The organism is Pseudomonas sp. M5 (genome assembly GCF_016907075.1).
GTDB lineage: Bacteria > Pseudomonadota > Gammaproteobacteria > Pseudomonadales > Pseudomonadaceae > Aquipseudomonas > Aquipseudomonas putida_E.
Genome location: NZ_JAFBBH010000001.1, coordinates 395632 through 407816, shown reverse-complemented (window position 1 = coordinate 407816; position 12185 = coordinate 395632). Strand labels below are relative to the sequence as shown.

15 protein-coding genes are annotated in these 12185 nt (G+C 64.2%); 10 read left to right on the top strand and 5 right to left on the bottom strand.

Annotated features, from left to right (window positions below):
- Positions 1-219: 219 nt before the first annotated feature.
- Positions 220-1146, top strand: a complete 927-nt coding sequence (pbpG, locus tag JOE27_RS01925; protein ID WP_042111355.1) for a D-alanyl-D-alanine endopeptidase — start codon at positions 220-222, stop codon at positions 1144-1146.
- 59 nt (positions 1147-1205) lie between these two features.
- On the opposite strand, the gene JOE27_RS01920 is transcribed toward pbpG, so the two are convergent.
- Positions 1206-1637 (bottom strand): hypothetical protein, encoded by a 432-nt coding sequence (locus JOE27_RS01920; RefSeq protein WP_125922860.1) that lies wholly within the window; start codon positions 1635-1637, stop codon positions 1206-1208.
- A 200-nt stretch (positions 1638-1837) separates the two neighbouring features.
- Between JOE27_RS01920 and JOE27_RS01915 the strand changes: the two genes are divergently transcribed.
- The 9 genes from JOE27_RS01915 to JOE27_RS01875 all read left to right on the top strand — a co-directional run bounded on the left by JOE27_RS01915 (position 1838) and on the right by JOE27_RS01875 (position 9396).
- Positions 1838-3172, top strand: coding sequence for a SidA/IucD/PvdA family monooxygenase (locus JOE27_RS01915; RefSeq protein ID WP_115275178.1), 1335 nt, complete (start codon positions 1838-1840; stop codon positions 3170-3172).
- Positions 3173-3341: 169 nt separating this feature from the next.
- Positions 3342-4535, top strand: coding sequence for a PepSY domain-containing protein (locus tag JOE27_RS01910; protein ID WP_119688747.1), 1194 nt, complete (start codon positions 3342-3344; stop codon positions 4533-4535).
- Complete coding sequence (locus tag JOE27_RS01905) at positions 4532-5071, top strand: hypothetical protein (RefSeq protein ID WP_046785613.1); 540 nt, start codon at positions 4532-4534, stop codon at positions 5069-5071. The genes JOE27_RS01910 and JOE27_RS01905 overlap by 4 nt, the downstream gene beginning before the upstream one ends.
- A complete protein-coding gene (locus JOE27_RS01900) occupies positions 5068-5388 on the top strand; it encodes a hypothetical protein (protein WP_039601114.1) in 321 nt (106 codons plus the stop codon). Before JOE27_RS01905 ends, JOE27_RS01900 begins: the two co-directional genes overlap by 4 nt.
- A gap of 11 nt (positions 5389-5399) precedes the next feature.
- Entirely contained in the window at positions 5400-5969 is a 570-nt protein-coding gene (locus tag JOE27_RS01895) for a DUF6162 family protein (protein ID WP_115275567.1), read from the top strand.
- Positions 5970-5985: 16 nt separating this feature from the next.
- Positions 5986-6888, top strand: a complete 903-nt coding sequence (locus JOE27_RS01890; RefSeq protein WP_046785614.1) for a metal ABC transporter substrate-binding protein — start codon at positions 5986-5988, stop codon at positions 6886-6888.
- The gene (locus JOE27_RS01885) at positions 6885-7631 is read left to right on the top strand and encodes a metal ABC transporter ATP-binding protein (protein WP_046785615.1); all 747 of its coding nucleotides are present in this window, start codon (positions 6885-6887) and stop codon (positions 7629-7631) included. Before JOE27_RS01890 ends, JOE27_RS01885 begins: the two co-directional genes overlap by 4 nt.
- The gene (locus tag JOE27_RS01880; RefSeq protein ID WP_046785616.1) at positions 7631-8530 is read left to right on the top strand and encodes a metal ABC transporter permease; all 900 of its coding nucleotides are present in this window, start codon (positions 7631-7633) and stop codon (positions 8528-8530) included. Before JOE27_RS01885 ends, JOE27_RS01880 begins: the two co-directional genes overlap by 1 nt.
- Positions 8527-9396 carry a zinc ABC transporter substrate-binding protein gene (locus JOE27_RS01875; protein ID WP_174141401.1) on the top strand — a complete coding sequence of 290 codons (870 nt, stop codon included), beginning with the start codon at positions 8527-8529 and terminating at the stop codon, positions 9394-9396. The genes JOE27_RS01880 and JOE27_RS01875 overlap by 4 nt, the downstream gene beginning before the upstream one ends.
- 58 nt (positions 9397-9454) lie before the next feature.
- Here the strand turns inward: JOE27_RS01875 and JOE27_RS01870 are convergent, their stop codons facing one another.
- The 4 genes from JOE27_RS01870 to JOE27_RS01855 are packed head-to-tail and all read right to left on the bottom strand — an operon-like array spanning position 9455 to position 12080.
- Complete coding sequence (locus JOE27_RS01870; RefSeq protein WP_115275181.1) at positions 9455-10507, bottom strand: DUF1615 domain-containing protein; 1053 nt, start codon at positions 10505-10507, stop codon at positions 9455-9457.
- Between the two features lie 26 nt (positions 10508-10533).
- Positions 10534-11085, bottom strand: a complete 552-nt coding sequence (locus tag JOE27_RS01865; RefSeq protein WP_046785619.1) for a hydrolase — start codon at positions 11083-11085, stop codon at positions 10534-10536.
- A gap of 57 nt (positions 11086-11142) precedes the next feature.
- Positions 11143-11862 carry an alpha/beta fold hydrolase gene (locus tag JOE27_RS01860; protein WP_046785620.1) on the bottom strand — a complete coding sequence of 240 codons (720 nt, stop codon included), beginning with the start codon at positions 11860-11862 and terminating at the stop codon, positions 11143-11145.
- Positions 11859-12080 carry an MbtH family protein gene (locus JOE27_RS01855; RefSeq protein WP_012313972.1) on the bottom strand — a complete coding sequence of 74 codons (222 nt, stop codon included), beginning with the start codon at positions 12078-12080 and terminating at the stop codon, positions 11859-11861. Before JOE27_RS01855 ends, JOE27_RS01860 begins: the two co-directional genes overlap by 4 nt.
- Positions 12081-12185: the final 105 nt, after the last annotated feature.

The following is a 12185-nucleotide window of genomic DNA, read 5'->3' as shown; positions in this document are numbered from 1 at the left end:
CTTTGCCCTGTTCTGGCCCGCCTTTGGCGGGTCTTTTTTTGCCGGCGCGAAACCGACGAACGGAGGCAGAATAACCGTTACAGCATGAAGGTTTTTTCATTTCGACCGGGTGGCTCCACGAGCATTCGACAGCCGCTGAGCCATACTCCAGAATGCGAGCGGTTTTTGGGGGAAACCCTTGCACAGCCAACGACATACCAACTTTTAGTGAGCCTGAACGTGAAAACATCCCTGTCCATCCTCAGCCTGCTGCTGTTGCTCACAGGTACCGCGACCCTACCGTCGACCGCTGCTGCACAACCCCCAGCCCAGATTCAACGCGACCCTTCAAAGCTGCATCTGGCTTCCGGCAGCGCCCTGCTGATCGACCTCAATACCAACAAGGAACTGTATTCGAGCCACGCCGACCGCGTGGTGCCGATTGCCTCGGTGACCAAACTGATGACCGCGATGGTAGTGCTGGACGCCAAGCTGCCCATGGATGAGATGCTCACCATGACCATCGCCAACAACCCGGACATGAAAGGGGTGTACTCGCGCGTGCGCCTGGGCAGCCAACTCAACCGCCGCGAAACCCTGCTCATTACCCTGATGTCGTCGGAAAACCGCGCCGCCACTTCCCTGGCCAACCACTATCCAGGGGGCTACCCGGCTTTCATCAAGGCAATGAACGCCAAAGCCCGCAGCCTGGGCATGGCGCACACCCGCTATGTCGAGCCGACCGGCCTGTCGACGCAGAACGTCTCCAGCGCCCGCGACCTGGCCAAGCTGCTGATGGCGTCGCGCAAATACCCGATGCTCAGCGAGCTGTCGACTACCCGCGAAAAAACCGTGGCCTTCCGCAAACCCAACTACACACTGGGCTTTCGCAATACCGACCACCTGGTCAACAAGAGCAACTGGGACATCAAGCTGACCAAGACCGGCTTCACCAATGAGGCCGGGCATTGCCTGGTGCTGCTGACGCGCATGGACAACCGCCCGGTGGCCATGGTGATCCTCGATGCGTTCGGCAAGTACACCCACTTTGCCGATGCAAGCCGCATGCGCCAGTGGCTGGAGACCGGCACAGCCAAGCCGGCACCGGCAGTGGCGATGCAGTACAAGTCGGACCGGCAGAACAAGAGCCGCCTGGCCGCAGAGTAACGCCTCAAGGGGCTGGCCCGTTTGCGGCGTTATCCGCAGGCGGGCCGGCTCACATAGGCTCAGGCCTGAGTGCTGACGACCGTACCCGCAGTGCTGCCACCCGTCTCCTGCAACGCTTCGAGCAGTTGCGACGTGGCGGTCATGATCTGGCCATTGAGCGTGGTAATGCTCGCCTGCCTGGCACTCACGGCAGCGGTCTTGGCTGTCTCTTCCATTTTCTGCGCCATCAGGTTGGCCAACTGCTTCTGCTCTTCGGCCAACTGCTTTTGCAACTGCTTGATCATCTCGCGCAATTGCTTGATGTGCGCAGGCTCCGAACTCTCATCGCTTTGCTGCGCACCTTGCGCACCGCCGCCACCCTGAGCCTTGGGCGTTTCTGCCGACGCGGCCGACGCTCCACTTTTCTGTGCGTCTTCGCTTTTTACCGTTTCATTACTGCCGGCGGCCTGCGCCGAAACGTTGTTGATGGTGATTGCCGCGATACCTGCCATGTTCCGGTCCCTGCCTTGAAATAGGTCCTTGCGTTGACCTGCCTATCGGCCACGCGGCGCACTTCTTTAGCCCGGCTGCACAAGCTGTGCGCAATGCCCCCAGTAAATTCCCCGGTACATGGCTCGTTCCAACCAATGTACTCACGCAGGCGCCGGAGCCCCGGCGGGCGCACACATTCGACCATTATGGGATCGCAGCCATGAGCCAGTCTTCAAACCCGGAAACCATCAAGGATCTGATCGGCGTGGGCTTTGGCCCTTCCAACCTGGCCTTGGCCATCGCCCTGGAGGAACTCGCCCACACCCAAGGCCGCGCCCTCGACGCGCTGTTCATCGACAAGCAGAAGCAATACCGCTGGCATGGTGAAACGCTGGCGACCCAGAGCGAGCTGCAGATATCCTTCCTCAAGGATCTGGTCTCGCTGCGCAACCCCACCAGCCCATACAGTTTCGTCAACTACTTGCACCAGAAGCAGCGCCTGGCCGATTTCATCAACCTGGGCACCTTCTACCCCTGCCGCCTGGAGTACAACGATTACCTGCGCTGGGCCGCCGAACATTTCGCCACTCAAGCCGTCTATGGCGAGCAAGTGCTGCGCATCGAGCCGGAAGTGAAGGCTGGCCGTGTCGAGCATTTGCGCCTGGTCTCTCAAGATGCGCAAGGCCGTGAATACACCCGGCGTACCCGTTCGGTCGTGGTCGGCACGGGTGGTACGCCGAAAATCCCGGAAAAATTCGGCGCCTTCAAGGACGACCCGCGCGTCTTCCACCACTCCCAGTACCTGAGCAGCCTGCAAAAGTTGCCATGCGCCGAGGGCAAACCGATGCGCATCGCGGTAATCGGCTCTGGCCAGAGCGCCGCAGAAGCATTCATCGACCTCAATGACAGCTACCCGTCGGTCAAGGTCGACATGATACTGCGCGGTTCAGCGCTCAAGCCTGCGGACGACAGCCCGTTCGTCAACGAGATCTTCTCGCCGGACTACACCGACCTGGTCTACAACGAGCCGGCCGAGCAGCGCGCCAAGCTGCTGGGTGAATACCACAACACCAACTACTCAGTGGTCGACCTGGACCTGATCGAGCGCATCTACGGCATCCTCTACCGCCAGAAGGTTTCGCATCAGGTACGCCACAACGTGCTGTGCCGTCGCCAGGTGGAAGCGGTTGTCGCCACCCGCGACGGCATCGAACTCACCCTGCGCGACCTGGCCACCGACCAGCATCAGACCCACCGTTACGATGCTGTCATTCTGGCCACCGGCTACGAGCGCCGCTCGCATCGCGACCTGCTGGCACCGCTGGCCGGTTACCTCGAGGATTTCAACGTCGACCGCAACTACCGGGTACTGTCCAGCCCGGACCTTGAAGCGTCGGTTTACCTGCAAGGCTTCTGTGAGGGCAGCCATGGCCTGAGCGACACCCTGCTGTCGGTACTGCCGTCCCGTGCCGCCGAAATCGGCCAGGCGCTGTACCAGGACCTCGCCCGCCGACACGGCAAAGCGCAACCGCCGGTCGCCCTCACCAGCGCCTGACCCTCTGCGGCCTTCAAGCCGACACGGCGCCCCGCGCCCTGTCGGCTTTTGCTTTTCTGAAACATTTGCTTGCATTTAAATAGGCAGGATTTCCATTCTCATTCGTCTTTATAGATGCAGCCCCTGTGGTTGGGCATATGCTCGACCCTCATTTTCAGAAGACCGACCGATGGCCAAATCAACCAAAAAATCCAAGTCCAAGCTGTGGTTCCTGGTCCATAGCTGGCTCGCCCTGCCGATCTGGTTCTTCGTGCTGATCGTCTGCTTCACCGGCATGCTTGCCGTGGTCAGCCAGGAAATCGTCTGGCTGGCCAACGCCGATGTGCGCGCCAACAAGCCCGACGACAGCGCCGAACGCCTGAGTTTCCAGCAAGTGCTCGACGCCCTGCACAAGGCCGAACCGGATATGGTGGTGCGCACACTGAGGCAGCCGGACGGTTCGCACTTTGCGCTCAACGCCGGGGTTACCCTGCCCGACGGCAGCAGCCCGACGCTGTACGTCAACCCCTACACCGGGGCCATCCAGGGCAAGGTCCCGGACTTCAACTTCGAAGCGTTCACCCGTGCCCTGCACGGCTGGTGGCTGGTGCCCTTCACCAACGGTTTCAGTTGGGGCTGGTACCTGGTCTCGCTGCTGGGCCTGCCGATGCTCGCTTCGCTGGTGACTGGCCTGGTGGTGTACAAGAAGTTCTGGAAAGGCTTCTTCAAGCCCATTCGCACCGGCCACGGCTCGCGCATTTTCTGGGGCGACCTGCATCGCCTGGCCGGGGTCTGGTCGATCTGGTTCATCGCGGTCATTGCCATCACCGGCACCTGGTTCCTGATCCAGGCGATCCTGTTCGATAACCACATCACGATCTCCAGCCAACCGATCACACCTGTGATCGCCCGGGAAGATGTACCGCAAACCGCCGATGGCAGCCCTGCCCCGCGCATCGACCTGGACGAAGCGGCGCGCATCGCCGGCCTGGCCATTCCGGGCCTTGAAATCAACGCCATCTCGCTGCCCGCCACGGCCTACAGCCACATCACCCTGAACGGCCCGGGCTGGTACCCGCTGATGTTCCAGAGTGCCAACATCAACCCCTACACGCGTAACGTCGACAGCCAGTTCCTGATCAGCGACCGCTCCGCCCTGGAGTTCGTCACCGAATCCATGCGCCCACTGCACACCGGCGACTTTGGCGGCCTGCCGGTCAAACTGATCTGGTTCTTCTTCGGCCTGGTCCTGACGCTGATGGTGTTCAGCGGCCTGCTGATCTGGACCAAACGTACCGCCCAGGCGACCGCCGCCGCCCTCAAGCGCAGCGAGCGTGCACCCCGTGCCACCGCCAGCGACACCCCCGTGGAGATCCGCCCATGAGCCAGGCCCAGGCCCTGCCCACCCGCCCACTCAAGCAGTGGTGGCTGAAGTGGCGCTTTCACTTGAACATTCTGCTGATTCTCATCCCGCTGGGCTTCATGCCCAAGTATTTCGCCGACGCCAAGCTGTTTCGCGGTGATGCCGGCTTGGGCGTGAACCAGATCAGCGATATTCAGGTCGGCCCTTACAGCCTGGACTTGGCCGAACTGCGCAGCGAAGCGCCCCGCGCCGACGGCCCGGCGGGCTACTTCAAGCCCTTCAACGCCGCGCTTTGCAAAGCCTGCATCAACGACGTCAAAGCCGTGTACCTGCGCATCGGCAAACCCCGCAGCCTGCGCGCCGCCGGCACCATCTTCTTCGGCGCGCCCTACCGCATGGGTACCAACCTGCCGATCCCTGCGCGCACCAAGCCCGACGCGCAGATCTGGATCACCCTCGAAGGCTGGGACGGCAGCATGCATCAGGCATCGGTCCCGCTGAGCAAGGCTTCGCCAGCCACCGTGGCCTGGCTCGAAAAACAAGGAGGCAAGAAATGAAGCACATGATGCGCAGGCTCGCCCTGCCCCTGCTGGTGCTGGCCGCAGGCCCGGCCCTGGCCCACAACCCGATGTGCGAGTGCGAAGAGCTCGATGGCGGCCAGGTCAAATGCACCGGTGGCTTCTCGGACGGCAGCGGCGCCCCGGGCGTGACCCTGGACGTGATCGGCTATGACGAACAGGTACTGGTCGGCGGCAAGCTGGGCGATGACTCGACGCTTACCTTCAAGCGCCCCGACGGCGAGTTCTACGTGCTGTTCGATGCCGGCCCCGGCCACGTGGTGGAAGTCGACTACGCCGACATCACGCAACCATGAGCGGCCCTACCCTGAGCCGTACCCAGGTGGTGCGCCCCGCCGGCGCCGGGCACGAAACCCTCTACGTGCTGCTGGTCAGCCTGCTGATCGTCATCGTCGCCGCCTGCGTGGTGCTGCTGCGCGGTGAACGCGAAGACGAGCAGGCCATCGCCAGCCACCAGATCGACGCCCGCCGCGACCTGACGCCCGCCGAACAAGGCATCTATACCGACCTTCGCGTCGCATTCGACGAGGTTCAGTTGCTGCGCGAAGAAACCGCCGCCGTACCCAGTGTGGCGTCGTTGGCCGAGGAAGGCTTGCCACCGTTCGTGGTAGACGCCGGCAGTCAGAGCCGTGGCAGCCACCAATGGCAGTGGCTGGAGGCTGGCGCCTATCTGGGTCGCAGCCAGGCCCCGCAGGTCGCCGGCAGCTTTTTGCTGATCGTGCCGCACGAGCACAGCGCCCAGCCTGACGTCTGGCTGCGCCGCGACAGCGCCGCGGTGATGCCGGACGACCTTGGCCAGGCAGCCCTGATCGCCGCTGGCTGGCAGCAAGTGGCTAGCCATTACGACGCCGGGGTCACCCGCGAACACCGTCACTGAACCCAAGGAATTCCCCATGTTGCGCTCCGCCCTCACCCTGCTCCTGGCCCTCGCGTTACCGGCCCTGGCCCTGGCCGACACCGGCAAGCCCTTGCGCATCGGCATTACCCTGCACCCGTACTACAGCTATGTGAGCAATATCGTCGGCGACAAGGCCGAAGTGGTGCCGCTGATTCCCGCAGGCTTCAACCCGCACGCCTACGAGCCACGTGCCGAGGACATCAAGCGTATCGGCAGCCTGGACGTGGTGGTGCTCAACGGCGTCGGCCATGACGATTTCGCCGACCGCATGATCGCTGCCAGTGAAAAGCCCGACATCAAGATCATCGAAGCCAACCAGAACGTGCCGCTGCTGGCGGCCACCGGCATCGCCGCCCGCGGTGCCGGCAAAGTGGTCAACCCGCACACCTTCCTGTCCATCAGCACCACCATTGCCCAGGTCAACAACATCGCTCGTGAACTGGGCAAGCTCGACCCGGACAACGCCAGGTTCTACACCCAGAACGCCCGCGCCTATGCCAAGCGCCTGCGCGGCTTGCGCGCCGAGGCGCTGGCCAAGGTCACCGAGGCACCCGGCGCCAACTTCCGTGTGGCCACCATTCATGCAGCCTACGACTACCTGGTGCGTGATTTCGGCCTGGAGGTCACGGCAGTGGTGGAGCCGGCCCACGGCATCGAACCGAGCCCGGCACAGCTTAAGAAAACCATCGACCAGCTCAAGGCGCTGGACGTCAAGGTGATCTTCTCGGAAATGGACTTCCCGTCGGCCTATGTCGAGACCATCCAGCGTGAGTCCGGTGTGCGCCTGTATCCGCTGACGCATATTTCCTACGGCGAGTACACCAAGGACAAATACGAAGTAGAGATGAAGCGCAACCTCGACACCGTGGTCCGCGCCATTCAGGAGAACCGCGCATGACCGCGGCCGCCAACCTCATGGTGCGCGGCGGGCCCGGCATCGAATTCGCTGGCATAGACCTGACGCTTGGCCGCACGCGCATCCTGGAACAGGTCCAGTTCAGCGTCGCCGCCGGCAGCGTACATGCCATCGTCGGGCCCAACGGCGGCGGTAAAAGCTCGCTGATCAAGACCCTGCTCGGGCAGATGCCACACCAGGGCCAACTGACCCTGCACTGGCCGGGTGAGCAGCAGGTGATCGGTTACGTCCCCCAGGCGCTGGAGTTCGACCGTGGCCTGCCGATGACCGTGGACGACTTCATGGCCGCAATGTGCCAACGCCGCCCAGCCTTTCTCGGCCTTTCGCGCCGCGTGCAACCGGCCATCGACGCAGCGCTGGCGCAGGTCGGCATGCTCGACAAACGCAAGCGGCGCATGGGCGCTTTGTCGGGCGGCGAACGCCAGCGCGTGCTGCTGGCCCAGGGTTTGATCCCCGAGCCGCAGTTGCTGGTGCTCGACGAGCCCATGTCGGCGCTCGATGAAGCCGGCATCCGGGTGTTCGAGCACTTGCTGCAGGGCTGGCGCCAGGCCGGCACCACCGTGCTGTGGATCGAACACGACCTGCAAGCGGTGCTGCGCCTGGCCGACCGGGTCACCGGGCTGAGCCGCCAGGTACTGTTCGACGCCCCACCTGCCCAAGCCCTTACCCCGGAGCGCCTGCTGAGCCTGTTCTCCGTCCACCCGCGCAGCGAGGGCCGCACCTGATGAGCTACGAAGCATTCCGCCAACTGGTCCAGGAATGGGCCGGCGCTGGCTACCTGCCCGAGGCACTGGCCTACGGTTTCGTGATCAACGCACTGCTCGCCGGCCTGATGATCGGCCCGGTACTGGGCGGCCTGGGCACCCTGGTGGTGGTCAAGCGCTTTGCCTTCTTCTCCGAAGCCGTCGGGCATGCCGCCCTGACCGGGGTGGCCATCGGCATCCTGCTCGGCGAACCCTACACCGGGCCTTACGGCAGCCTGTTCGGCTACTGCCTGCTGTTCGGCATCCTGCTCAACTTCCTGCGCAACCGCACCGGGCTGTCGCCTGACACGCTGATCGGGGTGTTCCTTTCGGTGTCGCTGGCTTTGGGCGCGAGCCTACTGCTGATGCTGGCCGGCAAGATCAACGTGCACATCCTCGAGAACGTGCTGTTCGGCTCGGTGCTGACGGTCAGCGCCCAGGACCTGGTGGTGCTGGGCATCGTCGCTGCCCTGGTGCTGGCGCTGGCCCTGCCGCTGTACAACCGCATCATCCTGGCCAGCTTCAACCCCCAGCTGGCCGCCGTACGCGGGGTGGCAGTGAAGACTCTGGACTACCTGTTCGTGGTGCTGGTGACACTGGTAACAGTGGCGTCGGTGAAGGTGATCGGGGCAATCCTGGTCGGTGCGCTGCTGGTGATTCCGGCCGCTGCCGCGCGCCTGGTCAGCCAGTCGCTCAAAGGCTTTTTCTTCATCTCGGTACTGATCGCCACCCTGAGCACGCTGCTGGGCATCCTGATGCCGATCGTCTTTGACCTGCCGGTACCGTCGGGTGCCGCGATCATCCTGGTTGCCGGCATTTGCTTCGCCCTCGCGGCCCTGGCCCGCGCCCTCGTCCCACGCCTGCAAGGAAACCCGGCATGAACCTGAAACAGCTCACCCTGGCGCTGGCCCTCACCGGCCTGCCCTCGTTCGCCCTCGCCACCGAGGTGCTGACCACCCTGCCGGTGACCCACAGCCTGGCTGCGGCCTTGCTCGACGGCACCGCCGTGCAGCTCAAGCGCGCCGCGCCGGCCAACCTGCCAGCCAGCCGCCAGCCTTCGTACTTCAGCAGCCGTGGCGGCGCGAGCCTTGCCAAAGCGGCGCAGCAGGCCGATGCGGTGATCGGCCTGCGCTCGATCTGGCGTGACGACCCGCTGTACCCCATGGCCCGGCGCAGCAATATCCGCATCGTCGAAATCGATGCAGCGCGGCCGGTGGACGGTGCCCTGCCGGGCATCGCGGTCAGTGGCGATGACGCCTACAACGCCTACCCCTGGCTGAACCCGACCAACCTTGGGCGCATGGCCGACGTGCTGGCCAACGACCTGGAACGCCTGGCGCCCGCCGACAAGGCGAAGATCCAGGGCAACCTGGCGGGGCTCAAGCGCCAGTTGCTGGAATTGACCGCCAGCAGCCAGACCAAGCTTGCCCAAATCGACAACCTCAGCGTGGTCAGCCTGTCCGAGCGCCTGGGCTACCTGGCCAGCGGCCTGAACCTGGATGTGGTGGAACAGGCACTGCCGGCCGAGGGCAAGTGGGACGACGCCGCGCTCAAGGCACTGGGCGAGAACCTCAAGAACCAGGATGTGGCGCTGGTGCTGGACCATCGGCAGCCGGATGCGGCAGTGGCCGAGGTGATCAAGGCCTCGGGGGCCACGTTGCTCGTGGTGGAAAGTGACCCGCAAGACGCCGTGGCCGGGCTCAAGGCCAGTGTCGATCAGGTGGTCGGGGCGCTGAGCAAAGGGTGATGCAGCCTGTACCTGCCCGATCGCCGGTTTGCCGGCGATCGGGCCAGAGCAGACAGCCCTAGCGTTTCATGCACCGCTGATACCGCTCATCCACCCTCCCCGCAAACCACGCCGTGGTCAGCTTGCGGGTGATTTTCGGGCTTTTCAGTTCGATCCCCGGCAACTTGGCGCGCGGCACCGGCTTGCCTGCGGCTGCGTCAGCCAGGGCGAACACCCCGCTGTACAGTTTGCTGTCCTCGAAGGCCAGGCTGTCACCCAGTTCCAGCTGGCTGCGGATCTGCGGGTTACGCAGCCCCAGCTTCACGCCCAGCTTGCGCGCCGCCTGCTCGGTGCTGCCGGGCATGATCGCGCCGGGGGCGATCAGGTCACCATCCAGGGCCAAGGGCACGCCCGTCACCTTGCTCAGGGCCGCCTGAAACGCGGCATTACGGCTGGCGTACCAGCCCGCGTTGAAGTCGGCGAAGCGATAGAGCTGGCGCTCATAGTGCGCGGGGTAACCCAGCAAATGGCCGATACCGAAATACATGCCGCCACGACGGCTGAAGACCTCCTGGCGTATGGTGCCGTCGTAGGTGTAGGGGTAATCCTTGGCATGCTGCTCGGCAAACTCGACGCTAACCTGCATCGGCCCACCGGTGTGCACCGGGTTCAGCCCGCCCAGCAAGGTCCGGCCCAGCGGCAGGCCGGTAATGAATTCGTCGTACAGCGCACTCAGTTGCTTCTCACTGCGCACCGCAAGCAGCCGCTGCTGATACGTCTGGCCATTGCCCGAAGCCGTATTCAGCGCGCCGTCCACCAGCAACCGCGGGATATGCAGGCTCGCCGCGCGGCGGTCGACCTCGGCACGGGCAATGCGCCCAAGGTTGGGGACCTGCGGGTCGGCATTGAAGGTCGATTCCTGCTCGGTCACCGCCAGCACCGCACACAGGTTGCTCTTGCTCGGGGCGATGCGCTGGGCTTCGAACGCCACCTGGATATCCCTGGCCCAGCCCTCCCGGTCCCTGGCCTGGGCTGGCAACAAGCGCACCAGTTGGGCACGCACCTTGGCAGGGTCGGCCTCAGGCTCTTCCTCACGACGCCCGGCGCAGCCCTGCAGCAGCGCCAGGGCCATCAACCCGGCAGCCAGCAGCCGGCCGTTCAGGGCTGCTCCCCGACCAGATAGGTCTTGCTGATGTGGCGAAATTGCGGGTGGCTGGCGTTGCCCATGAGCTCGAACAGCACCATTTCGCGGGTAACTACCTGCGCCCCGGCCTGACGCATCCGCGCAAGCCCTGCAGCCTTGTTGGCCAAGGTACGGCTGTCGCAGGCATCCTCGACCAGGAACACCTGCTTGCCCAGGCCCAGCAGGCCGAGAACGGTCTGCAGCACGCAGACGTGGGTTTCCATGCCGCACACGATTACTTGCTCGCGCGCCAACAAGCTGGCTGGCAGGCACTGGGCCGCAACGCAGGAAAAATGGGTCTTTTCCACGATTTCAGCTGCAGGGGCGGCGGCGAGAAGCTCGGGCAGGGTGTGCCCCAGGCCTTTGGGATATTGCTCGCTGATGACGATCGGCAGTGCGAGATCGGCGCATGCTGCCAGCAGCCAGCGTGCCCGGGCGCGGGTGCCCTCGGCGTCGCTCATCGCGCCAATGAGCTTTTCCTGGATGTCGACGACCAGCAACGTGGCCTGGTGAGGATCGATCAGCATTGTCTGCCTCTTGCCTGGGAAAACGCCTAGCATCCCCAAGGCAAGCGGCAACGTCAATCAGGCGCAAAGCCGATGGGGCTCCAATGCTGCAGCCAGCGCCGTGAGCACACGGTCCTCCTGCTCATGGATGAAGAAGTGGCTGCCCGGAAACATCTGCAAGGTGAATGCACCCTGGGTTTCCTGGCCCCAGGCCCGCAGTTGCTCTTCACTGGCGCGGTCGTCTTGCCCGCCCAGCACATGCAGCGGGCACGCCAAGGCAGGCCTTGGGCGGTAGCTGTAACGGCCACAGAGCAGGAAGTCCGCCCGCAGGATCGGCAATGTCAGGCTCATCAGCTCGGCATTGGCCAGCACCTCCTCCGGCGTACCATTGAGTTCCCGCAGCTCATTGCGCAGCTCGTCATCGGTCTTGGGCTCACGCCAGTTCTTGCCGTCATAGTCCTCACGCCGGGTGGGCGCCGCGGTACCGCAGGCGAACAGCGCCACCGGTAGCGGGCACCCCAGCGCCTGCAGCTCGTGGGCCAGCTCGAAGGCCAGCAGCGCCCCCAGGCTATGGCCAAACAGCGCATACGGCGCAGCAGCGGCCTGGCGCTGCTCGGCCGCCAGTTGCCGGGCCAAGGCCTGCATGTCGGTGTGCAGCGGCTCGCCCATGCGCGCACCGCGCCCGGGCAACTCGACCGGGCGTACCTGCAGCCAGGCTGGCAGCTTGCGCCGCCAACGGCTGTAGACCATGGCGCTGGCCCCGGAATAAGGCAGGCACAGCAGGTTGAGCGCGGTCACTGTGCGGCAGCGTCCGCCATCTTCTGGCGCAGGCTCAGCGGGCGCATATCGGTCCAGACTTCGTCGATGTAGGCCAGGCAGTCCTTTTTCAGCCCGCTCTTGCCCACAGCGCGCCAGCCGTTGGGGATCGCCTTGTAGTCGGGCCAGATGGAATATTGCTCTTCGTGGTTGACCACTACCTGGAACTGGATATCGTCGCGGTCGAAAACGGAAGTCATTGCCTGTCTCCTTGAGTGATGGATGCCGGTACGCGCTTGGCGTAGGGCGGCTCTCTGGTAGACGTAGGAAACATCCGAAAAATTAGCGTTTGGGCATGACAACTT

What these genes read in the sequence shown, in the direction of transcription:
- JOE27_RS01920 (WP_125922860.1), bottom strand. Translation starts at nt 1,637, where the DNA reads ATGGCAGGTATCGCGGCAATCACCATCAACAACGTTTCGGCGCAGGCC.
- JOE27_RS01915 (WP_115275178.1), top strand. Translation starts at nt 1,838, where the DNA reads ATGAGCCAGTCTTCAAACCCGGAAACCATCAAGGATCTGATCGGCGTG.
- JOE27_RS01910 (WP_119688747.1), top strand. Translation starts at nt 3,342, where the DNA reads ATGGCCAAATCAACCAAAAAATCCAAGTCCAAGCTGTGGTTCCTGGTC.
- JOE27_RS01905 (WP_046785613.1), top strand. Translation starts at nt 4,532, where the DNA reads ATGAGCCAGGCCCAGGCCCTGCCCACCCGCCCACTCAAGCAGTGGTGG.
- JOE27_RS01900 (WP_039601114.1), top strand. Translation starts at nt 5,068, where the DNA reads ATGAAGCACATGATGCGCAGGCTCGCCCTGCCCCTGCTGGTGCTGGCC.
- JOE27_RS01890 (WP_046785614.1), top strand. Translation starts at nt 5,986, where the DNA reads ATGTTGCGCTCCGCCCTCACCCTGCTCCTGGCCCTCGCGTTACCGGCC.
- JOE27_RS01885 (WP_046785615.1), top strand. Translation starts at nt 6,885, where the DNA reads ATGACCGCGGCCGCCAACCTCATGGTGCGCGGCGGGCCCGGCATCGAA.
- JOE27_RS01880 (WP_046785616.1), top strand. Translation starts at nt 7,631, where the DNA reads ATGAGCTACGAAGCATTCCGCCAACTGGTCCAGGAATGGGCCGGCGCT.
- JOE27_RS01875 (WP_174141401.1), top strand. Translation starts at nt 8,527, where the DNA reads ATGAACCTGAAACAGCTCACCCTGGCGCTGGCCCTCACCGGCCTGCCC.
- JOE27_RS01870 (WP_115275181.1), bottom strand. Translation starts at nt 10,507, where the DNA reads ATGGCCCTGGCGCTGCTGCAGGGCTGCGCCGGGCGTCGTGAGGAAGAG.
- JOE27_RS01865 (WP_046785619.1), bottom strand. Translation starts at nt 11,085, where the DNA reads ATGCTGATCGATCCTCACCAGGCCACGTTGCTGGTCGTCGACATCCAG.
- JOE27_RS01855 (WP_012313972.1), bottom strand. Translation starts at nt 12,080, where the DNA reads ATGACTTCCGTTTTCGACCGCGACGATATCCAGTTCCAGGTAGTGGTC.